Source organism: Streptomyces sp. CB02414 (assembly GCF_001905385.1).
Lineage (GTDB): Bacteria > Actinomycetota > Actinomycetes > Streptomycetales > Streptomycetaceae > Streptomyces.
The window spans coordinates 203,553-226,439 of the sequence record NZ_LIPF01000005.1 but is presented as its reverse complement, the minus strand read 5'-3'; the positions used below and the strand labels follow the sequence as shown (position 1 = coordinate 226,439).

The following is a 22,887-nucleotide window of genomic DNA, read 5'->3' as shown; positions in this document are numbered from 1 at the left end:
ATGTCACATGCCATCCCTCATCACTCAGGCTATACATCCGGCTTCCTGGAACACAACGGCTCGTCAGCGTCCGGGAGTGACCGGAGGAACCCTTGGCGTGATTCATAAATTCATATTTAATTTGGGCGCTGGTCCGAGTGCCGAGCCGGGAGGCCCCCTTGAAGATCACCCGCGTCGAGACCTTCGCCGTACCGCCCCGGTGGCTGCTGTGCCGGGTGGAGACCGACGAGGGCGTCGTCGGCTGGGGCGAGCCCGTCGTCGAGGGGCGGGCGGCGACCGTACGCACCGCGGTGCACGAACTGGCCGAACTGCTCATCGGCCAGGACCCGTCGCGCATCGAGGACCACTGGCAGGTGATGACGAAGGGCTCTTTCTACCGGGGCGGCCCGGTGCTCTCCAGCGCCGTCGCGGGACTCGACCAGGCCCTGTGGGACATCGCGGGCAAGAGGTACGGCGTCCCCGTCCACGTACTGCTCGGCGGCCCGGTGCGCGATCGCGTGCGCGCCTACAGCTGGGTGGGCGGCGACGAGCCCGCCGAGGTCGCGGACGCCGTCGCCGCCCAGGTGGAGGCCGGCTTCACCGCGGTCAAGATGAACGCGTGCGGCAGGATGAACCGCCTGGCGACGACCCGCGACATCGACGACCTGGTGGGGCGGGCGGCCGCGGCACGGGAGGTACTGGGTCCCGACCGGGACTTCGCGGTCGACTTCCACGGGCGTTTCACGGTGGCCAACGCGCGCAAGGTGCTGCCGCTCCTGGCGCCCTTCAACCCGCTCTTCGCCGAGGAGACGACGCTGCCGGAGTACACCCACCTGCTGGGTGACCTGGTGACCGCCTCACCGGTGCCCCTCGCCACCGGCGAGCGCCTGTACTCCCGCACCGACGTGCTGCCGGCCCTCCAGGCCGGGTTCGCCGTCCTGCAGCCCGACCTCTCCCACGCGGGCGGGATCTCCGAGGTGCGCCGCATCGCCGCGCTCGCGGAGACCTTCGACGTCCCGGTCGCACCGCACTGCCCCCTCGGCCCGGTCTCCCTGGCGTCCAGCCTGCAGATCGCGTTCAGCACCCCGAACTTCCTCATCCAGGAGCAGAGCATCGGCATCCACTACAACCGGGGTGCCGAGGTCCTCGACTACGTCGTCGACCCGGAGGTGTTCCGCTTCCACGACGGGTGTTTCCTGCGGCCCACCGCGCCGGGCCTCGGCATCGAAGTCGACGAGCGTGCCGTACGGGCGGCCGACGGCAGCGTCCCGGACTGGCGGGGGCCCGTGTGGCGGCATCCGGACGGCTCGTTCGCCGAGTGGTGAGCAGCCCCGCCGGACGTCGTACCGCCCCAGTGACCGTTCCCGCAGCCCACATCTCGCACCGGAGCCCTTCCATGGAACTCACCGACTTCACCACCCGGCTGGGCCGGGACCGGCTCGCCGCCATCGTGCGCGGGCGCTCGGCGGACGCCGCCCTGCGCACCGTGCTCACGCTCGTCGAGGAGGGCGTCGGCCTGGTCGAGGTCTCCCTCAACACCGAGGACGCCTGCGGTGTGATCGCCAGGGCCGTCCGCGAGGTCGGCGCGGACGCGTTCGTCGGCGCCGGCACGGTCGTCACGCCGGACGGTCTGCGGCGGGTCCTGGACACCGGCGCCACGTGGGTGGTCACTCCGTCAGGCGGTGACGTGGTCGCCGACGCGGCTAGGCAGGGGGTGCCCGTGGTGGCGGGCGCCCTGACCCCCACGGAGGCGGTCGCCGTCATGGCCGCGGGCGCCACCGCGGTCAAGCTCTTCCCCGCCTCGCTGGGCGGACCGGCCTATCTCCGGGCCCTGAAGGACCCGTTCCCCGACATGCCGTTGGTGCCGGTCGGCGGGGTGGACGCGGACCTCGTGCCGGAGTACTTCGCGGCGGGGGCCCTCGCGGTCGGTGTCGGGTCGCCCCTGGTCGGCGACGCCGCGCACGGCGGCGACCTGGACGGGCTGCGCGAGCGGGCCCGCCGGTTCCGTTCGGTGTGCCGGGCGGAGGACGCCGCATGACGGCCGACGTCCTGACCTTCGGCGAGACGATGCTGTCCCTGCAGACCGAAGGCCCGCTGAGCACCGGAGCACCGGCCCGCACCGCCGTGGCCGGCGCCGAGTCGAACGTCGCCGTCGGACTGGCCCGCCTCGGCCACCGCGTCGCCTGGGCGGGCCGCCTGGGCGCGGACGAACCGGCCCGCCTGGCCCTGCGGACCCTGCGCGGCGAGGGCGTCGACGTGCGGAATGCCACCACCGACCCCGAGGCACCGACGGGTGCCCTGATGCGGGAACGCCTCGTCGGCGACGTGGCCCGCGTGCACTACTGGCGCACCGGGTCCGCCGCCTCCCGGCAGCGGCCCGAGCACCTCACCGCGGCCCTGGCGGAGGGCGCCCGCGTCCTGCACGTCACCGGCATCACCTGTGCGCTGGGACCCGGCCCGCTCGCGACGGTGACCGAGGCGGTCGCCCACGCACGCGCACACGGCTGGACGGTGGTCCTGGACGTCAATCACCGGGCCCGGCTGTGGAGCGCCGAGGAAGCGGCGGCCGCCCTGCGCCGGCTGCGCGGCAGCGTCGACGTCGTGATCGCCTCCGACGACGAACTGCCCCTGATCGCCGGGGACGACGACTCCGACGAAGCCGGGCGGGTGGCCCAGGCGCTGGCCGCCGGAGCGCGCGAAGTGGTCGTCAAACGGGGCGGCGACGGTGCCGGACTGTACGGCGCCGATGGGCAGCGTCTGGAGCAGCCCGCGCCGCGCGTGCCGGTGGTGGACACGGTCGGTGCCGGGGACGCCTTCTGCGCCGGTTACCTCTCGGGGCTGCTGGACGGACTCGCACCGGCCGACCGCCTGGGTCGCGCGGTCACCGCCGGCGCCTTCGCGGTCGCCACCCGGGGTGACTGGGAGGGTCTGCCGCACCGCGACGAACTGGCCGTGCTCAACGCCCCGCCGGGCGGCGCCATACGCTGAGCGCACCCAGGGCCTGTCCGGCGCGCGACCCCGCGAACCGCTTCACCCACGAGTCACCCCCAGGAGAACCGCATGGCGTCCTACTCCGGCCGCGGCGTGCACGGACAGGTCGTGCACCGGCTCGGCGCGCGCATCGTGGGCGGCGAGATCGCCGAGGGCGAGATCCTCGACATCGGCGCGCTCGGGGCGGAGCTGGACGTGAGCCTGACGGTGATGCGGGAGGCGCTGAAGGTACTGGCGGGCAAGGGACTGACCGACGCCCGGCAGAAGCGCGGCACCTTCGTCCGGGAGCGTGCCCACTGGAACCTCCTCGACGCCGACGTGATCCGCTGGCGGATGGAGACCGGCGACGTCGGCCCGCTGCTGCGCGACCTCGCCGACGTACGGTCCATTGTCGAGCCCGCCGCCGCGCGCCGGGCCGCCCTGCACCGTACGGATGCGGACCTGGCGGCCCTGGAGAGCGCCCTCGGCGCCATGGGGCGGACCGGCCTGGGCCCCGCCGCTGCCGCCGAGGCGGACGCCGCGTTCCACCTGGCCCTGCTGGCCGCCACCGGCAACGAACTGCTGCGCAGGATGGACATGCTCCTGGAGCCGGGGCTCAGGGAACGCGACCGGCTGGTCCACGCCCACGAGGACGCCGACGACCCGGTCCCGAGCCACCGCGCGGTCCTGGACGCCGTCCGGGACCGGGACCCGGCACGGGCCGAGTCCGCGATGCTGGCCCTGCTCGCCAAGGCCGCGGCGGACCACGACCACCTCACGCGCGGCCCGCGGAACGACACCGACGGGAACTGATCCACTGGGCCACTCGTCCTGACGTGCGAGGACGAGTGGACGGAAGAGGCATGGTGGAGCAGGCGGAGACACGGCCGCGACCGGGGCCGATGGCGCGGGCACGGGGCCTGGCGGCACGGGTGCGGAGTCGGGCCTCCCGGGCGGGCCGGCCGGCCCGGTCGCGGGGCCGCGTGGTCACGGCGGCCGCCGTGCTGACGGCCGCCCTGCTCGTGTTCCACGGCGCGGTCCCCAACGCGGTGCTCGGGCTGGGCAGTCTGCTGGAGACATTCCTGCCGTGGCTCGGTGCGGTGGTCGTGCTGCTGCTCGTCCTGGCGCTGGTACGCCGGTCGGCGCTCGCGCTGGTGGCCCTCCTGCTGCCGGTCGCCGCCTGGACGTACCTCTTCGGTCCGCTGCTGCTGCCCGCGCCCGAGGCCCGCGCCGACGACCTGCTCGTGGTCCAGCACAACGTCAGCGACGAGAACGACGACCCCGCGGGCACCGCCCGCGCCCTGGCCGGCGCGGAACCCGACCTCATCGCCCTCCAGGAGCTGGTCCCCCCGGCGCTCGACGTGTACACGCGGACCCTGGCCGCCGACTACCCGTACCGGACGGTCCAGGGCACCGTCGGGCTCTGGTCGAAGCACCCGCTCACCGACGCCCGGCCGCTCGACATCAAACCGCCCGGCATCACGGAGGAGTGGAACCGGGGCCTGCGGACGGTGGCCCGCACACCGCACGGCGAGATCGCGGTGTACGTCGCGCACCTGCCCTCCGTCCGCGTCGGCGCGAGCGGCCTGGCATCGGACTGGCGGGACGAGAGCGCCGGGCTGCTGGGCGATGCCGTCGCGGCCGAGGAGCTGCGCCGGGTGGTGCTGCTGGGCGACCTCAACGGCACGGTCGACGACCGCGCCCTCGACCCGCTGACCACGCGGCTGGACGTCGCCGAGCGGGGCGTCGCGTTCAGCTTCCCCGCCGCCTTCCCGGTGGCCCGGATCGACCAGGTCATGGCCCGCTCCGCGACCGTCGGCCACATCCGCACCCTGCCCGCCACCGGCAGCGACCACCTTCCGGTCGCCGCGCGGATCACGCTGGACTGAAGGCGCATACGCCCACACGTTTCACCTGCCGGGCGCAACGGCCGCAATCCGGCACGAGAGCAAGCCGCTTGCGGGGCTTGCGTTAGCCTTTCGCTGTGACGCGACGACTTGCTCAGGTGGCGAAGAAGGTTGGGGTCAGCGAGGCCACGGTCAGCCGGGTCCTCAACGGCAAGCCCGGGGTTTCGGAGGCGACCCGGCAGTCCGTGCTGAGCGCGTTGGACGTGCTGGGCTACGAGCGGCCGACCCAGCTGCGGGGCGAGCGGGCGCGTCTGGTGGGGCTGGTCCTGCCCGAGCTGCAGAACCCGATCTTCCCGGCGTTCGCCGAGGTCATCGGCGGTGCGCTGGCGCAGCAGGGGCTGACGCCGGTGCTGTGCACGCAGACCAAGGGCGGCGTCTCCGAGGCGGACTACGTCGAGTTGCTGCTCCAGCAGCAGGTGTCCGGGGTCGTCTTCGCCGGCGGGCTGTTCGCGCAGGCCGACGCCCCGCACGACCACTACCGGCTCCTCGCGGAGCGCAACATCCCGGTCGTCCTGATCAACGCGTCGATCGAGAACCTCGACTTCCCGTGCATCGCCTGCGACGACGCCGTGGCCGTCGAGCAGTCCTGGCGGCACCTGGTCTCCCTCGGGCACGAACGCATCGGCCTGGTCCTCGGCCCCTCGGACCACATCCCCTCCCGCCGGAAGCTGGCCGCCGCTCGGGAGGCGGCCGGCGCCGTGAACGCCGACCTGCCCGAGGAGTTCGTGGAGCGGTCGATGTTCTCCCTGGAGGGCGGCCAGGCAGCCGCCTCCCGCCTCATCGACCGCGGCGTCACCGGCATCATCTGCGCCAGCGACCCCCTCGCCCTCGGCACCGTACGCGCCGCCCGCCGCCGCGGACTGGCCGTACCCCACGACATCTCCGTCGTCGGCTACGACGACTCCGCCTTCATGACCTGCACCGAACCACCCCTCACCACCGTCCGCCAGCCCATCGAGGCCATGGGACGCGCCGCCGTCGACCTCCTCTGCGCCCAGATCCAGGGCACCGAAGTACCGCACGGTGAACTGCTCTTCGAACCGGAACTCGTCGTCCGCGGCTCCACCGCACAGGCCTCCGCCGAGTAGCGGCACGACGTCTTACGCAAGTTCTTGCGGTACCTGACAGTGGCTTGCGGCTGTCCGACGTAGCCCACGAAAGCCCCTGATCCGAGGCTCGCTCCAGCCTCCTCCCCTGCCCCGCGGGGCTCACCGCGGTTACACGCGTGCCAATTTCCGCTGCTTCAGCCGTGGACGACTCAACAATTCTCTGCAACTCTCTGAGCGCTCAACGTAAATGACAGAGAACCGAGGCGGAGATCGGGGACAGATGAGAATCCGGAACTGGAGATCACGTGCCCTGTGCACGGTGGTCGCGACCAGTCTCCTGGCGTTGGGAGGTCCACTGCTGTCGGCCACGGCAGCCGGTGGCCCCAACATCGCCGTGGGGGACCCTACGGCGGCGAGCAGCTCGCACGGCGAGTACGGCGCCGCCAACATCACGGATGGGAACCAGGGTTCGTACTGGCAGAGCGGCGGCGGCAGCCTCCCCCAGTGGGTGCAGACCGACCTCGGTGCCACCGAGCGGATCGACGAGGTCGTCCTGCGGCTGCCCGCCGGCTGGGAGAGCCGCGACCAGACGCTCTCCGTGCAGGGCAGCGCGGACGGCACCAGCTTCAGCACGCTGAAGAGCTCGGCCACGTACACCTTCAGCCCGGGGTCGGGCAACACGGTCGCCGTGAGCTTCCCCGCCACCCAGACGCGCTACGTGCGGATCAACGTCACCGCGAACACCGGGTGGCAGGCGGCCCAGCTCTCCGAGCTGGAGGTCCACGCGGCCGGGGAGTCGTCCGCGAACCTCGCCGCCGGACGCACGCTGACGGCGAGCAGCTCCACCGGGCAGTACACCCCCGGCAACGGCAACGACGCCAACAAGGCCACCTACTGGGAGAGCGCCAACAACGCCCTGCCGCAGTGGCTCCAGGCCGACCTCGGCTTCTCCCGCCGCATCGACCGCGTCGTGCTGCGACTGCCGGACGGCTGGCCGGACCGCAGCCAGACCCTGAAGATCCAGGCGAGCGACAACGGCGAGGACTTCACCGACCTGACCGCCGCCAAGGCCTACGCCTTCGACGCGGCGGGCGGGCAGTCGGCCACCATCACCTTCGACGCCGCCACCACGCGCTACGTGCGTGTCCTGGTGACGGCCAACACCGGCCATCCGGCCGCCCAGGTCTCCGAGCTGGAGGTCTACGGCCCGGCGACCGGTGACACCCAGGCCCCGAGCGCACCGGCGGACCTCGCCCTCACCGAGCCCGCCACCGGTCAGATCAGGCTGACCTGGGAGGCGGCCACCGACGACACGGCCGTCACCGGCTACGACATCTACGCCAACGGCGACCTGCTGACCTCGGTCGCCGGCGACGTCACCACGTACACCGACACCCGGCCGGCCGGCACAACCGTCACCTACTTCGTGCGGGCCAAGGACGCGGCCGGCAACCAGTCGGCCGACAGCAACTCCGTGACCCGCCGCGCGGACACCGGCGACACCCAGGCGCCCACCGCGCCCGCGAACCTCGCCCTCACCGAGCCGTCCACCGGACAGATCAAGCTGACCTGGGACGCCTCCACCGACAACGAGGGCGTCACCGCATACGACGTCTACGCCAACAAGCAGCTGCGCGAGAGCGTCGCCGGTGACGTGACCACCTACACCGACACCCAGCCCGCGTCCGCCGACGTGACCTACTTCGTGCGGGCGAAGGACGCGGCCGGCAACCAGTCGGGCGACAGCAACTCCGTGACCCGCACCGGCAGCGGGGACGGCTCCAACATGGCCGTCGGCAAGGCGATCAGCGCCTCCTCCGTCATCCACACCTACGTCGCCGAGAACGCCAACGACAACGACACGTCCACCTACTGGGAGGGCGCCGCGGGCAGCTACCCGAACACGCTCACCCTGAAACTGGGCGCCAACGCGGACGTCGACCGCGTCGTCCTCAAGCTCAACCCCGGCACCAGCTGGTCGAAGCGCACCCAGCGCATCGAGGTGCTCGGCCGCGAGCAGGACGCGTCCGGCTTCACCGGCCTCGTCGACGCGAAGGACTACGTCTTCGACCCGGCGAGCGGCGGCAACAGCGTGTCCGTTCCGGTCGGTGAGCGGGTCGCCGACGTGCGGCTCAGGTTCACCGCCAACAGCGGGGCGACGGCCGGGCAGCTCGCCGAGTTCCAGGTGATCGGCACACCCGCGCCCAACCCCGATGTGGAGGTGACGAAGCTGACCACCTCGCCCGCCTCGCCGGTGGAGTCGGACGAGATCACCGTGTCCGCCACCGTCCGCAACAGCGGTGCGGCCGACGCCCCGGCGAGCGAGGTCGCCCTGCGCCTGGGCGGCACCGAGGTCGCCACCGCCGAGGTGGGCGCGCTCGAAGCGGGCGAGCAGGCCACGGTCGACGCCTCCGTCGGGGCCCGCGACGCCGGGTCGTACGAACTGAGCGCGGTCGCCGACGCGGCGGACGAGATCACCGAGCAGAACGAGACCAACAACACCTACACGCGGCCCGAGCCGCTGGTGGTCGAACCGGTGCAGAGCTCCGACCTGGTGGCCGCCGCGGTCACCACGTCCCCCTCCAGCCCGGCCGCCGGTGACGACGTCACCTTCAAGGTCGCGCTGAGGAACCAGGGCACCCAGGACTCGGCGGGCGGCAGCCACGAGGTGAGGATCGGCCTCCTCGACTCCAAGGGCGCCACCGTCAAGACACTGACCGGCGCGCACGACGGTGTCATCGCCGCCGGTTCGACCAGCCCCGCGGTGAGCCTCGGCACCTGGAAGGCCGCCAACGGCTCGTACACCCTGAAGGTCGAGGTCGCCGCCGACGCGAACGAGCTGCCGGTCAAGCGGGAGAACAACACCTCCACGCAGCCGCTGTTCGTCGGGCGCGGCGCCAGCATGCCGTACGACATGTACGAGGCGGAGGACGGGACGGCCGGCGGCGGCGCGCAGGTGGTCGGTCCCAACCGGACCATCGGCGACATCGCGGGAGAGGCGTCCGGGCGCAAGGCCGTGCACCTCGACGAGACCGGTGAGTACGTCGAGTTCACCACCCGGGCCGAGACCAACACCCTGGTGACCCGCTTCTCGATCCCGGACGCCCCGGGCGGCGGGGGCATCGACTCCACGATCAACGTGTACGTCGACGGCGTCATGAAGAAGGCGCTGCCGCTCACCTCGAAGTACGCCTGGCTGTACGGCGCCGAGGCCTCCCCCGGCAACTCGCCGAGCGCGGGCGCACCGCGGCACATCTACGACGAGGCGCACATCATGCTGGGCGAGACCGTCCCGGCGGGGAGCAGGATCCGGTTGCAGAAGGACGCCGCGAACAGCACCGACTACGCGATCGACTTCGTCAACCTGGAGCAGGTCGCGCCGGTGCCCAACCCGGACCCGGCGGCGTACGCGGTGCCCGCCGGATTCACGCACCAGGACGTGCAGAACGCGCTCGACCGGGTCCGCATGGACTCCACGGGCGAGCTCGTCGGCGTGTACCTGCCGCCCGGCGACTATCAGACGTCGAGCAAGTTCCAGGTGTACGGCAAGGCGGTCCAGGTGGTCGGCGCGGGGCCGTGGTTCACGCAGTTCCACGCGCCCACGACGCAGGACAACACCGACGTCGGCTTCCGGGCCGACGCGAGCGCGAAGGGTTCGTCGTTCGCGAACTTCGCCTACTTCGGCAACTACACCACCCGTATCGACGGGCCGGGCAAGGTGTTCGACTTCTCCAATGTGTCGGACATCGTGATCGACAACATCTGGAACGAGCACATGGTGTGCCTGTACTGGGGCGCCAACACGGACCGGGTCACGATCAAGAACTCCCGGATCCGCAACACGTTCGCCGACGCCGTCAACATGACCAACGGCTCGACCGACAACCTCGTCTCCAACAACGACGCCCGGGCCACCGGTGACGACAGTTTCGCGCTCTTCTCGGCGATCGACGCGGGCGGCGCGGACATGAAGAACAACCTCTACGAGAACCTGACGTCGACACTGACCTGGCGCGCGGCGGGGCTGGCCGTCTACGGCGGCTACAACAACACCTTCCGCAACATCCACATCGCCGACACCCTGGTCTACTCCGGCATCACCATCAGCTCGCTGGACTTCGGCTACCCGATGAACGGCTTCGGCACCGATCCGACGACCTTCGAGAACATCTCGATCGTCCGGGCCGGCGGGCACTTCTGGGGCAACCAGACCTTCCCGGGCATCTGGGTGTTCTCGGCGTCCGAGGTGTTCCAGGGCATCCGGGTCAACAACGTGGACATCGTCGACCCGACCTACAGCGGCATCATGTTCCAGACGGACTACGTGGGAGGCCAGCAGCAGTACCCGATCAAGGACACGGTCTTCACCGACGTCACGATCTCCGGGGCGCGCAAGAGCGGTGACGCGTTCGACGCCAAGTCCGGCTTCGGACTGTGGGCCAACGAGATGCCGGAGGCCGGAGAAGGTCCGGCGGTCGGCGAGGTCGTCTTCAACAACCTGACGCTCGAGGACAACGCCGTGGACATCAGGAACACAACGTCCACCTTCAAGATCATCCGCAACCCCTAGACCTGCCCTGACCTTGTCGGACAGGTCGACGACTGGCGCAAGTCTCTTGCGAGGCTTGCGCTAGTCTTGCGTATGTGACGCGACGACTTGCTCAAGTAGCGAAGAAGGTTGGGGTCAGCGAGGCCACGGTCAGCCGGGTCCTCAACGACAAACCGGGGGTTTCGGAGGCGACCCGGCAGTCCGTGCTGAGCGCGTTGGACGTGCTGGGCTACGAGCGGCCGACCCAGCTGCGGGGCGAGCGGGCGCGTCTGGTGGGGCTGGTCCTGCCCGAGCTGCAGAACCCGATCTTCCCGGCGTTCGCCGAGGTCATCGGCGGTGCGCTGGCCCAGCAGGGACTGACGCCGGTGCTGTGCACGCAGACCAAGGGCGGCGTCTCCGAGGCGGACTACGTCGAGCTGCTGCTCCAGCAGCAGGTGTCGGGCGTCGTCTTCGCCGGCGGGCTTTTCGCCCAGGCCGACGCCCCGCACGACCACTACCGGCTCCTCGCGGAGCGCAACATCCCGGTCGTCCTGATCAACGCCTCCATTCCGGACCTCGACTTCCCGTGCATCGCCTGCGACGACGCCGTGGCCGTCGAGCAGTCCTGGCGACACCTGGTCTCGCTCGGGCACGAACGCATCGGCCTGGTGCTGGGCCCGGGCGACCACATCCCCTCCCTGCGCAGGCTCCAGGCCGCCGTACAGGCGGCGGGCGGCTCGGTGGCCGAGGAGTTCGTGGAGCGGTCGATGTTCTCCCTGGAGGGCGGCCAGGCAGCCGCCTCCCGCCTCATCGACCGCGGCGTCACCGGCATCATCTGCGCCAGCGACCCCCTCGCCCTCGGCGCCGTACGCTCCGCCCGCCGCCGCGGACTGGCCGTACCCCACGACATCTCCGTCGTCGGCTACGACGACTCCGCCTTCATGACCTGCACCGAACCACCCCTCACCACCGTCCGCCAGCCCATCGAGGCCATGGGACGCGCCGCCGTCGACCTCCTCTGCGCCCAGATCCAAGGCACCGAAGTACCGCACCGGGAGCTGCTCTTCGAACCGGAACTCGTCGTCCGCGGCTCCACCGCACAGGCGGCCGCCAAGTAACCGGCCCTCAACCGTCTCCCAACATCTACGACAGACTGTCGAGCAATTACGAAATCAGCGCGAGATATTGCGTTCACTTGTTCACGGTGGTTGAGTGTGCGGCGCCCCACAACGCATCGGCGGTGGGGCGCCTTCCACGTTCATGCCCGAAGGGGACCACCCATGAGAAGTGCTCGGTTCCGCCGTACCCGTCGTGCCGGCGCCATCACGCTCGTCTCCGCCCTCACGCTGACCGCTCTGGCCGCCTGCGGCACGAGCAGCAGCGACGACGGCGGCGGTTCCGAAGGCGGGAGCGGGTCCTCCGACCCGGCCGCTCCGCTGGACCCGAAGACCAAGGTGACCATCACCATGGACTGCATGCCCCCGGCCGCCAAAGCGGCCGAGCTGAAGGAGTGGAAGGAGGACGTCAAGGCGTTCAACAAGATCTACCCGAACGTCACCATCGACGGCCGCTCCACGCCGGGCCAGTGCCTGGAACCGCCGCGCTTCACGGCGATGCTGAAGGCCAAGTCGCAGCCCGACGTCTTCTTCACGTACTTCACCGACCTGGCGCAGGTACTGGACCACGACGGTGCCGAGGACATCACCGCGTACGTCAACGAGAAGACGGTACCGGCCCTCAAGGACATCGACCCGAACGTCCTCGGCCAGCTCAAGCACGAGGACAAGCTGTACGGCCTGCCGGAGAGCAACTACACGATGGGCCTGCTGATCAACCGCAAGCTCTTCGAGCAGGCCGGTCTCGACCCGGACAACCCGCCGCGCACCTGGGACGAGGTCCGCACCGCCGCCGAGAAGATCTCCGACCTGGGCGAAGGCATCGCCGGCTTCGGCGAGTACAGCGCCGGCAACACCGGCGGCTGGCACTTCACCGCGCAGATGTACAGCCTCGGCGGCGACGTCGTCGACGCGAGCGGCAGGAAGGCGGCTTTCAACGACGAACTGGGCAAGCAGGTCGCCGAGAACCTCCACGCGATGCGCTGGGAGGACGACAGCATGGGCAAGACCCAGCTGCTCAAGTGGGGCGACCTGCAGAAGCAGATCGCCACCGACAAGCTCGGCATGTTCCTCGCCGCTCCCGACGACATCACGTACATGGTGCAGCAGCTCGGCGCCGACTACGAGAACTTCGGGATGGCGCCGATCCCCGGCGGGAAGAACACCCTCGCCGGCGGCAACAGCTACATGATCAAGAAGGGCATCTCCCCCGACAAGATAAAGGCGGCCGTCGCCTGGCTGAACTTCAAGAACCTCACCGTCGGACAGGGCCAGTTCAACTGGGAGCGCAAGAAGAAGGACGACCTGCCGGTGGGCCTCCCGCAGCCCAACTTCTGGCTGAACGAGTCGAAGAAGAAGGACGACGCGGCGCGCATCGAGCACGCCACCATGCCGGTCGAGAACTTCAAGCCGTTCATGGACTCCCCGGTCCCGGGCAAGGCCGAGCCGCCGAAGGCGCAGGAGGTCTACAAGGTCCTGGACAACGTGATGTCCGGCATCCTGACCAACGAGGACGCCGACATCGACAAGTTGCTCGACACGGCCGAGCAGCAGGTCGACCAGGTTCTGGCCACGCAGTGACCGGCTCCCTCGGGGGGCGGGCCGCACCGCCCCCCGGGGCCCATGAGATCAGTACCCAGGAGTGACGATGTCGGCCCCCAGCCTCACCCCGAGCAAGGCGGCGAGAGCCCGCCACGCCCAGCCGCCGCCGGACGGCCCGCCCCCGCCCGGCGGGTCCTTCGCCCGGAGCCTGAAGCGCAACATCACCGCACACGGCTTCCTGATCGGCGCGGTCCTCTGCTTCGCCTTCTTCTCCTGGTACCCGATGGTCCGGGAGTTCTTCCTCGCCTTCCAGAAGACGGACCAGGGCGAGGTCTCCTGGGTCGGCCTGGACAACCTGCGCACGGTCTTCAACGACCCGGCCTTCTGGCAGGCCTGGCGCAACACCCTGCTGTTCACCGTGCTGGCCCTGGTCTTCGGCTTCGCGGTGCCGTTCGTCGTCGCGCTCGTCATCAACGAACTGAGGCACGGCAAGGGCTACCTGCGGCTGCTGGTGTACCTGCCGGTGATGCTGCCGCCGGTCGCCGCCGTCCTGCTCTTCAAGTACCTGTACGACCCCGGCTACGGCCTGCTCAACGAGTTGTTCAGCACCGTGGGCCTGCCCGAGCAGCAGTGGCTGCAGGATCCCGACCTCTCCATGCTCTCCGTGGTGATCGCGTCGACCTGGATGAACATGGGCGGCGCGGCCCTCATCTACCTCGCCGCGCTCCAGGGCATCCCCGGCGAGCTCTACGAGGCGGCGGAGCTGGACGGGGCCGGGCTCTTCCGGAAGATCTGGCACGTGACGATCCCGCAGACGCGGCTGATCCTGTCGCTGCTGCTGCTGATGCAGATCATCGCCACCATGCAGGTCTTCGTGGAACCCTTCCTGCTCACCGGCGGCGCCGGCCCCGAGGGCTCGACCACGACGGTCGTCTACCTGATCTACCAGTACGCCTTCAACTTCAACAACTACGGCGCCGCGGCGGCCCTCGGCCTGCTGCTCCTCGTACTGCTCGCCGGCTTCTCGGCGGCGTACGTGAAGCTCAACCGCGCCGAGACCGAGTAGGCCGGGGGAATCCACCGATGTCCACACGCACGCTCATCTCGCCGGCCCAGCTCGCCCGGCCGCGCGGCAAACGCCTGTACTGGCTGACGTTCGGTCTGGTCGTCACGGTGTTCACCGTGGTCTTCCTCGGCCCGATGTACTGGATGGTCTCCAGCGGCTTCAAGGACACCCAGGAAGCGGTGGCGACCCCGCCGACGCTGATCCCCGAGTCCTTCCAGCCGGACAACTACTCGCAGGCCTGGAACGTCATGGACCTGGCCGGTCTGCTGGGCAACACGCTGTACTACGCGTTCGGCGCGCTCGCCTTCCAGCTGGTGCTGGACGTGGCGGCGGCGTACTCGCTCTCCAAGCTCCGCCCGGTCTTCGGCAAGGCCATCCTCGGCATGATGCTGGCGACGCTGATGATCCCGGCGACCGTGCTGGTCGTGCCGCAGTACCTGACGGTGCTCGACGTGCCGGTCTTCGAACGCAACCTGCTGAACACTCCGTGGGCGATCTGGCTGCCCTCGGTGACCAACGCCTTCAACATCTTCCTGCTGAAGCGGTTCTTCGACTCGATCCCGAGGGAGCTGCTGGACGCCGCGTCCATGGACGGCGCCTCGCCGATGCGCACCCTGTGGTCGATCGTCCTGCCCATCTCCCGGCCGATCCTCGGCGTGGTGTCCATCTTCGCGATCGTGGGCGTCTGGAAGGACTTCCTCTGGCCCATGCTGACGCTGCCGGACCCGGCCAAGCAGACCCTGAACGTCGGCATCTACTCGCTGTCCAACGGTGTGCCCGTCAACGTGCTGATCGCCGCGCTCACCATGGCCTCGCTGCCGACCCTGATCATCTTCCTGATCTTCCAGCGCAACATCATGAGCGGACTCACCGCCGGCGGACTCAAGGGCTGAGGCGCCCCGCGCCGCCCTCCCCCGGCCCGTCCCGTCAGCCTTCGCCGCCGGCCCGTCCGACGCCCCGCCCTGTCCGGGCCGGCGGCGAAGATCCACCCTGCCCGAAAGGACCGTCACGTGGCAGCCCCCAACTCGCACCGCGCCGCCGACTGGTGGCGCGACGCCGTCATCTACCAGGTGTATCCCCGCAGTTTCGCCGACGGCGACGGCGACGGCACCGGTGACCTCGCGGGCGTGAGGGCGAGACTGCCCTACCTCGCCGAACTCGGCGTGGACGCCGTGTGGTTCACCCCCTGGTACGTCTCGCCGCTCGTCGACGGCGGCTACGACGTCGCCGACTACCGCACCATCGACCCGGCCTTCGGCACCCTCGGCGAGGCCGAGAAGCTGATCGCCGAGGCCCGGGAGCTGGGCATCCGCAGCATCGTCGACATCGTCCCCAACCACGTCTCCGACCAGCACGCCTGGTTCCGGGCGGCGCTGGCCGCCGGCCCCGGCAGCGCGGAGCGCAAGCGCTTCCACTTCCGTCCCGGACGCGGCGAGAACGGCGAGCTGCCGCCCAACAACTGGCCCTCCCAGTTCTCCGGCCGCACCTGGACCCGGGTCCCGGACGGCGAGTGGTACCTCCACCTGTTCACCCCGGAGCAGCCCGACCTGAACTGGGCCCATCCCGAGGTGCGCCGGGAGCACGAGGACGTGCTGCGCTTCTGGTTCGAGCGCGGGGTCGCGGGCGTACGCATCGACTCCGCCGCCCTGCTCGCCAAGGACCCGGCGCTGGCGGACTTCGAGGAGGGCGTCGACCCGCACCCCTACATCGACCAGGACGAGCTGCACGACATCTACCGCTCCTGGCGGGCCGTCGCCGACGAGTACGGGGGCGTCTTCGTCGGCGAGGTGTGGCTGCCCGACGCCGAACGCTTCGCCCGCTACCTGCGCCCCGACGAGCTGCACACCGCGTTCAACTTCAACTTCCTGTCCTGCCCCTGGGACGCGGACCGGCTGCGCCGCACCATCGACGACACGCTCGCCGAGCACGCCCCCGTCGGCGCCCCCGCCACATGGGTGCTGTGCAACCACGACGTGACCCGCACCGTCACCCGGTACGGCCGCGAGGACACCGGCTTCGACTTCGCCAGGAAGGCCTTCGGCACGCCCACCGACCTCACGCTCGGGACGCGGCGCGCCCGGGCCGCCGCGCTGCTGACGCTGGCCCTGCCCGGGTCCGTCTACCTGTACCAGGGTGAGGAACTCGGTCTGCCCGAGGCCGACGTCCCGCTCGACCGCATCCAGGACCCGATGCACCACCGCTCCGGGGGCGTCGATCCGGGCCGGGACGGCTGCCGCGTGCCGCTGCCGTGGTCGGCCGACGCGCCGTACTGCGGTTTCGGCTCCGAGACGGAGCCCTGGCTGCCGCAGCCGGCGGGCTGGCCGTCGTACGCGGCGGACCGCCAGAGCACCGACCCGGCCTCGATGCTCGCCCTGTACCGCGAGGCACTGCTCCTGCGGCGCACCACCGACGGTTTCGGCGACGGTCCGTTCGACTGGCTGCCCGCACCGGACGGCGTCCTCGCCTTCCGGCGTCCAGGCGGTCTGACGTGCGTCGTCAACCTGTCCCCGGGGCCGGTCGGCCTGCCGGAACACGGCACGCTCCTGCTCGGCAGCGGGCCCCTGGACGGGGACGGCCGGCTGCCGCGGGACACGGCGGTGTGGCTGCGCGCCTGAGGCAAGGCCCCTCCGTCACGGCGCCGCCGTCGCCGCCCGTCCCGAGGCGAGGCAGAATCGGGGCAGGAGGCGTGGGAGGAGGCGACGCGTGCGGGAGCGACCGTGGCGGCGCGAGGTGCGCCGCCCTGCGAAACCCCTCGTCGGCGGGCGCCGGGCGCTGCGGGGAGCGCTGCGGCCGATGACGGAGGCGCTGGGCGCGCGCCGCCGGCTGGCCTGGCTGAACGAGGCCGGTACGTGGATCGGCACCACGCTGGACCTGCGGCGCACGGCGGAGGAGTTGGCCGCGTTCACCGTCCCGGAGCTGGCCGACGGCTCCGCGGTGGACCTGCTGGACACCGTGCTGCGGTTCCAGGAGGGGGACCGCGTCCGGGGCAGCGAACCCCCGCGGCTCCGGGCCATGGCGGTGGCGGAGATCGACGGCCTGGACCTCGCGCCGGACCCGGTCGGCGAGCTGTCCGTGCACAGCGCCGACCGGCTGGGCCTCAGGTGCCTGACCACGCGCGAACCGGTGCTGATCGCCCGGATGACGCGGGCGGACTACGCCGTGGTCGCGCCGACCGCCGAGTCCGCCGACGTCATGCGGCGCGCGGGGGTCCACTCCTACCTGGTCGTTCCGCTGGTCGCCCGCGGGGTGCTGCTGGGGCTGGCGGACTTCGTCCGGGCCGGGACCCGGGCGCCGTTCACCGACGGCGACGTGGCGCTGGCCATGGAGCTGGCGTCCAAGGCGGCCGTGTCCATCGACAACGCCCGGCTCTACGGGAGGGAGCGCGAGCACGTGGTCACGCTCCAGCGCGCGCTGCTCCCCCGGTCCAGCCCCAGTACTCCGGGGCTCGCGGTCTCCTCGTGCTACGACCCGGCCGCCGATCCGGCCGCCGTGGGCGGCGACTGGTTCGACGTCGTGGCGCTGCCCAGCGGGCGTACGGCGCTGATGGTGGGCGACGTGATGGGGCGCGGGCTGGCCGCCGCCGCGACCATGGGACGGCTGCGCACGGTGGCCCGCACCCTGATGGCGCTGGACATCGCGCCCGAGCGGCTGCTGGCCCGGCTGGACCTGGCCGCCCGTGACCTGGAGGAGGACCAGTACGCCACCTGTCTGTGCGCGGTCTACGACCCGTACGGCTCCGCCTTCCGCATCGCCAGCGCCGGTCATCCGCCGCCGCTGCTCACCGGCGCCGACGGAACCGCCGCGTATCTGGACGTGCCCGCCGGGGCGCCGCTGGGCGCCGGGGTGATCCCGTACGACCCGGTGGACGTTCCCGCGCCCGACGGGAGCCGCCTGACGCTGTACACGGACGGCCTGATCAGGTCGCGCACCGCCGGGCTCGCCGACCGGATGGAGCGGCTGCGCGAGGCGGCCGGCGGCGCCGTGCCCGAGGGCGGCGCGGTGTGCCGGGCGGTCACCGAGCGGGTGGGGAGCGACCGGTCCGACGACGCGATCGTCCTGGTCGCGGGCGCCCGTCCGCTGGGTCCGGACGGTGACGTGTTCGTACGGACGCTGCCGCCGGACGGCAAGGCCGCCGGGCAGGCGCGGACGACGGTGCGCGAACAATTGCTGAAGTGGGGACTGGAGGAGCTGGTCGACACCACCGAGCTGGTCGTCAGCGAGCTGGTGGGCAACGCCCTGCGGTACGGGAACGCCCCGGGTGAGCTGCGGCTGCTGCGGGACGAGCGGCTGTCGGTGGAGGTCTCCGACTCCGGGCCCGACCTGCCGCAGATCCAGCACGCGGACGTGAGCGACGAGAGCGGGCGCGGCCTCCAGCTGATCAACATGCTGTGCCGGCGCTGGGGCTCGTGCCGTACGCCGTCGGGGAAGGTGGTCTGGGCCGAACAGGACCTGCCCGTGCGGACGGGCGCTCCCCGGCCGCACGGGCAGTAGCAACCCCTCACCTATGCGGCCTTCTCCATCGTCCGCCGCCCGAACTGGGTGCGGTGGAGCTGGGCGTAGCGGCCGCCGGCCGTGAGGAGTTCGTCGTGCGTCCCACGCTCCACGATGCGGCCGGCCTCGACCACCAGGATCTGGTCGGCCGCCCGGACGGTGGACAGGCGGTGGGCGATGACCACGGCGGTCCTGCCCTCCAGGGCCTCGGCCAGTGCCTCCTGGACGGCGGCCTCGGAGGTGTTGTCGAGGTGGGCGGTGGCCTCGTCGAGGATGACGACGCGCTGGCGGGCCAGCAGCAGCCGGGCGATGGTCATGCGCTGGCGCTCCCCGCCGGAGAGCCGGTAGCCGCGCTCGCCGACGACGGTGTCGAGTCCGTCGGGCAGGGACCGTACGAGGTCGGTCAGGCGGGCGCGGCGCAGCGCGTCCCACAGTTCGGTCTCGGAGGCCTCGGGCCGGGCCAGGAGCAGGTTGGCGCGGACGGTGTCGTGGAAGAGGTGGCCGTCCTGGGTGACCATGCCGACGGTGTCGCGCAGGGAGCGGGCGCCGAGGTCGCGGACGTCGACGCCGCCGATCCGCACGGTGCCGCCGTCGGTGTCGTACAGGCGCGGCAGGAGCTGAGCGATGGTGGACTTGCCGGCACCGGAGGAGCCGACGAGGGCGACGGTCTGGCCGGGTTCCGCGCGGAAGGAGAGGCCGTGCAGGACCTCGTCGCCGCCCCGGGTGTCCAGTGCGGCGACCTCTTCGAGGGAAGCCAGGGAGACCTTGTCGGCGGACGGGTAGCCGAAGCGGACGTCGTCGAACTCGACGGCGACCGGGCCGTCGGGGACCGGGGCGGCGTCGGGCTTCTCGTCGATGAGCGGGGTCAGGTCCAGCACCTCGAAGACCCGCTCGAAGCTGACGAGGGCGCTCATGACCTCGACGCGGGCCCCGGCGAGGGCGGTGAGCGGCGCGTACAGGCGGGTGAGCAGCAGCGCCAGTGCGACGACGGCGCCCGCGTCCAGGGTGCCGCGCAGGGCGAAGAAGCCGCCGAGGCCGTAGACGAGGGCCAGGGCGAGGGCGGAGACGAGGGTGAGGGCGGTGATGAAGGCCGCCTGGGCGGTGGCGGTGCGCACGCCGATGTCGGCGACGCGGCGGGCGCGGTCGGCGAACTCGGCCGACTCCTCCTCGGGGCGGCCGAACAGCTTGATCAGCGTGGCGCCGGGTGCGGAGAAGCGCTCGGTCATGCGGGTGCCCATGGCGGCGTTCAGGGTGGCGGCCTCCCGCTGCATGCGGGCCATGCGGCGGCCCATGCGGCGGGCCGGGAGCACGAAGACGGGCAGCAGGACCAGGGCGAGCAGAGTGATCTGCCAGGACAGGGTGAGCATCACGGCGAGGGTGAGGACCAGTGTGACCAGGTTGGTCACCACGCCGGAGAGGGTGTTGCTGAAGGCGCGCTGGGCGCCGATGACGTCGTTGTTGAGACGGGAGACCAGTGCGCCCGTACGAGTGCGTGTGAAGAACGCGACCGGCATGCGCTGCACATGATCGAACACAGCCGTGCGCAGATCGAGGATCAGGCCCTCCCCGAGCATGGCCGACAGCCTCCGGGAGAGGATGCCGAGACCCGCCTCGGCGACCGCGATCAGCGCGATCAGCAGGGCGAGGCGGACGACCGTGCCCTCGTCGCCGCCCGACACGATCGTGTCGACGACGCGTCCGGCGAGTACGGGGGTGGCGACGGCGAGGAGCGCGGTCACCACCCCGAGCAGGACGAACCGGACGATGCGGCGGCGGTGCGGGCGGGCGAAGGCGCCGATGCGACGCAGCGTCGCGCGGGCGAGGGGGCGGCGGTCCTGCTCGGCGTTCATGACGCTGTGCAGCTGGGTCCAGGCTGTGGTCTCCATGCTCATACGAGTGACGGTAGAACCTCGACTTTCCTTGAGGTCAAGCGTCGAGGAGCGGACCGGCCGCCCGCGGTCCGTAAGCCGACGTCCGCGCGTCGGTCATCCGTAGTTGGCGCGGCTCGGGGAATCTCTTGTGGTGTGACAGTGGTGGAGATTCCCCAGGAGTCCGTGCCCGTGCCCGCCCCCGTCCGCCGGGAGGGCCGTGCCCGGCTGGTCCGGCGGGTGTGCTGCGTGCTCCCGCTGCTGCTGGTCGCCGTGGTCGCGGTGCGGCACCGGTCGGTGCTGGCCGAGGGTTTCGGTCATCTCACGACGACCCGGTGGCCCTGGCTGCTGGCGGCGGCCTGCGCCACCTGTCTGACCTGGGTCGCGGCGGCCTGCACGCGGCAGGGCGCCGTGGTCCGGCGGCTGCCCCGGCGACGGCTGCTGGCCACGCAGTTCGCGGCGGGCGCGGCCAATCACCTGCTGCCGACGGGACTGGGGGCGAGCGCCGTCAACCTGCGGTTCATGGCGGTGTGCGGGCTGCCGCTCGCCCGCTCCTCGGCCGCCCTCGCCCTGTATCTGCTGGCGGAGAGCGTCGGCCGGGTCGCGTTGCTGGGCGCGCTGCTGCTCGCGTTCCCCGGCGCGCTGCGGCTCGGCACGCTCGTCCCCGACGGGGCCGTGGGGCCGCTGCTGGTCGCGGCGGGGGCGGTGCCGGTCGTCGCGGCGCTCGTACTGGCGCTGGCGCCGCGGCTGCGCGGCGCGGTGGAGTCCTTCCTGCGGACGGCGCTCGGCGAGGCCCGCTCGGTGCACGCCCGCCCGGCGCGGGCGCTGGCGCTGTGGGGCGGGGCGCTCGCCTTCCCCGCGCTCCAGACGGCGGCGCTGGTCATGGTGGGGAAGTCGCTGGCGCTCGACGTGCCCGTCGGGCACATGGCGGTGGCGTACCTGGCGGCGACGGTCGCGGTGGCGCTGGTGCCGACGCCGGGCGGGATCGGTTCGGTCGAGGCGGCGCTGGTCGTGGCGCTGGTGGCGGCGGGCGGCCCGGCGGCCGTGGCCACGGCGGTGGTGCTGGCCTTCCGGCTGCTGACCGTCTGGCTGCCGTTGCTGCCGGGGGCACTGACGCTGGCGGCGCTGGTGCGGATGCGGGTGATCTGAACCTCACCACCGTGGCGCCCCCGGTCCGCTCCCTCGGCGCGGTACGGAGCACCGCCCGGAATGCGGCAGGATGAACGCTCGCCCCGGTCGAACTGCCTTGCGGACCGGGGCAGTCATGCAAACCGACATCCCGAGGTGACCGGTGACCGAAGACCTGACCATGGACCACCTGGTGCCCGCCGGCATCTGGCTGGCGGCCGGCCTGGTGGCGGCGTTCCTGCTGCGCGTGCTGCTGCGCTGGCTGGCGGGGCACGCCGGGCGCACCCGCTGGAGCGGCGACGACGTGATCGTGGCCGCGCTGCGCACGGTGGCGCCCTGGGCGGCGGTCGCGGGCGGCGTGGCGGGGGCCGCGGCGGCGCTGCCGCTGACGCGGACCGTGCAGCACAACGTCAACCAGGTGCTGACGGTCCTGCTGATCTTCGTGACGACCGTCTCGGCGGCCCGGGTGATCGCCGGTCTGGTGCGGACGCTGACCACGTCCCGCTCCGGGGTCGCCGGGTCGGCCACGATCTTCGTCAACATCACCCGCATCCTGGTGCTGGCCATCGGCTTCCTGGTGATGCTCCAGACGCTGGGCGTGTCCATAGCCCCGCTGCTCACCGCCCTCGGCGTGGGCGGTCTGGCGGTCGCGCTGGCTCTCCAGGACACGCTGGCCAACCTCTTCGCGGGCATCCACATCCTGGCCTCGAAGACCGTGCAGCCGGGCGACTACATCCAGCTCGACAGCGGCGAGGACGGCTACGTCGAGGACATCAACTGGCGGCAGACCACCGTCCGTGAGCTGTCCAACAACCTGGTCGTGATCCCGAACAGCCAGCTCGCGAAGTCGAACATGACCAACTTCATGCGGCCCGAGCAGAAGCTCACCATCCTGGTGCAGGCCGGCGTCGCCTACGACAGCGACCTGGACCATGTGGAGCGGGTCACGACGGAGGTGGTCGCGGAGGTGATGACGGAGATCGCCGGGGCCGTCCCGGACCACGAGCCCGCCGTCCGCTTCCACACCTTCGGCGACTCCCGGATCGGCTTCACGATCATCTTGGGCGTCGGCGAGTTCAGCGACCAGTACCGGATCAAGCACGAGTTCATCAAGCGCCTGCACAAGCGGTACCGCGCGGAGGGCATCCGCATCCCCGCGCCCGCCCGTACGGTCGCGCTCCAGCAGGGCGGCGTCGCGTTTCCGCAGCAGCGCACGGGCGAGGACGCTCCCGCGCATCTGTGAT

General features: G+C 71.5%; 16 protein-coding genes. 15 read left to right on the top strand and 1 reads right to left on the bottom strand.

The window, feature by feature from the left end; genetic code table 11:
• The first annotated feature begins 158 nt into the window (after nt 1-158).
• From dgoD to AMK11_RS18025, 13 genes are all read left to right on the top strand, one after another.
• Nucleotides 159-1,304: a galactonate dehydratase gene (dgoD, locus tag AMK11_RS18085; protein WP_073728352.1), complete on the top strand. Its 1,146-nt coding sequence runs from the start codon at nt 159-161 to the stop codon at nt 1,302-1,304.
• A 71-nt stretch (nt 1,305-1,375) separates the two neighbouring features.
• Nucleotides 1,376-2,017 carry a bifunctional 4-hydroxy-2-oxoglutarate aldolase/2-dehydro-3-deoxy-phosphogluconate aldolase gene (locus tag AMK11_RS18080; RefSeq protein WP_073728350.1) on the top strand — a complete coding sequence of 214 codons (642 nt, stop codon included), beginning with the start codon at nt 1,376-1,378 and terminating at the stop codon, nt 2,015-2,017.
• Entirely contained in the window at nt 2,014-2,967 is a 954-nt protein-coding gene (locus AMK11_RS18075) for a sugar kinase (RefSeq protein WP_073728348.1), read from the top strand. Before AMK11_RS18080 ends, AMK11_RS18075 begins: the two co-directional genes overlap by 4 nt.
• A 72-nt stretch (nt 2,968-3,039) precedes the next feature.
• The gene (locus AMK11_RS18070) at nt 3,040-3,762 is read left to right on the top strand and encodes a FadR/GntR family transcriptional regulator (RefSeq protein ID WP_073728346.1); all 723 of its coding nucleotides are present in this window, start codon (nt 3,040-3,042) and stop codon (nt 3,760-3,762) included.
• Between the two features lie 89 nt (nt 3,763-3,851).
• The gene (locus tag AMK11_RS18065; RefSeq protein ID WP_383584633.1) at nt 3,852-4,838 is read left to right on the top strand and encodes an endonuclease/exonuclease/phosphatase family protein; all 987 of its coding nucleotides are present in this window, start codon (nt 3,852-3,854) and stop codon (nt 4,836-4,838) included.
• A gap of 95 nt (nt 4,839-4,933) precedes the next feature.
• On the top strand, nt 4,934-5,944 hold the full coding sequence (locus AMK11_RS18060) for a LacI family DNA-binding transcriptional regulator (RefSeq protein ID WP_073728344.1): 1,011 nt from the start codon (nt 4,934-4,936) through the stop codon (nt 5,942-5,944).
• A 241-nt stretch (nt 5,945-6,185) separates the two neighbouring features.
• Nucleotides 6,186-10,475 (top strand): discoidin domain-containing protein, encoded by a 4,290-nt coding sequence (locus AMK11_RS18055; RefSeq protein ID WP_073728342.1) that lies wholly within the window; start codon nt 6,186-6,188, stop codon nt 10,473-10,475.
• 74 nt (nt 10,476-10,549) lie between these two features.
• Entirely contained in the window at nt 10,550-11,551 is a 1,002-nt protein-coding gene (locus AMK11_RS18050; RefSeq protein ID WP_073728340.1) for a LacI family DNA-binding transcriptional regulator, read from the top strand.
• Between the two features lie 162 nt (nt 11,552-11,713).
• Nucleotides 11,714-13,129 (top strand): ABC transporter substrate-binding protein, encoded by a 1,416-nt coding sequence (locus AMK11_RS18045; protein WP_073728338.1) that lies wholly within the window; start codon nt 11,714-11,716, stop codon nt 13,127-13,129.
• Nucleotides 13,130-13,196: 67 nt separating this feature from the next.
• On the top strand, nt 13,197-14,156 hold the full coding sequence (locus tag AMK11_RS18040; protein ID WP_073728336.1) for a carbohydrate ABC transporter permease: 960 nt from the start codon (nt 13,197-13,199) through the stop codon (nt 14,154-14,156).
• A 17-nt stretch (nt 14,157-14,173) separates the two neighbouring features.
• Nucleotides 14,174-15,049 (top strand): carbohydrate ABC transporter permease, encoded by an 876-nt coding sequence (locus AMK11_RS18035; protein ID WP_073728334.1) that lies wholly within the window; start codon nt 14,174-14,176, stop codon nt 15,047-15,049.
• 117 nt (nt 15,050-15,166) lie between these two features.
• Nucleotides 15,167-16,771, top strand: coding sequence for a glycoside hydrolase family 13 protein (locus AMK11_RS18030; RefSeq protein WP_073728332.1), 1,605 nt, complete (start codon nt 15,167-15,169; stop codon nt 16,769-16,771).
• 88 nt (nt 16,772-16,859) lie between these two features.
• Nucleotides 16,860-18,647 (top strand): ATP-binding SpoIIE family protein phosphatase, encoded by a 1,788-nt coding sequence (locus tag AMK11_RS18025; RefSeq protein ID WP_073728330.1) that lies wholly within the window; start codon nt 16,860-16,862, stop codon nt 18,645-18,647.
• Between the two features lie 11 nt (nt 18,648-18,658).
• On the opposite strand, the gene AMK11_RS18020 is transcribed toward AMK11_RS18025, so the two are convergent.
• Nucleotides 18,659-20,533 (bottom strand): ABC transporter ATP-binding protein, encoded by a 1,875-nt coding sequence (locus AMK11_RS18020; protein ID WP_079187553.1) that lies wholly within the window; start codon nt 20,531-20,533, stop codon nt 18,659-18,661.
• 231 nt (nt 20,534-20,764) lie between these two features.
• On the opposite strand from AMK11_RS18020, the gene AMK11_RS18015 reads away from it, so the two are divergent.
• The gene (locus tag AMK11_RS18015) at nt 20,765-21,664 is read left to right on the top strand and encodes a lysylphosphatidylglycerol synthase domain-containing protein (protein WP_073729022.1); all 900 of its coding nucleotides are present in this window, start codon (nt 20,765-20,767) and stop codon (nt 21,662-21,664) included.
• A gap of 160 nt (nt 21,665-21,824) precedes the next feature.
• A complete protein-coding gene (locus AMK11_RS18010; RefSeq protein WP_079187552.1) occupies nt 21,825-22,886 on the top strand; it encodes a mechanosensitive ion channel family protein in 1,062 nt (353 codons plus the stop codon).
• The last annotated feature ends 1 nt before the right edge of the window (nt 22,887 follow it).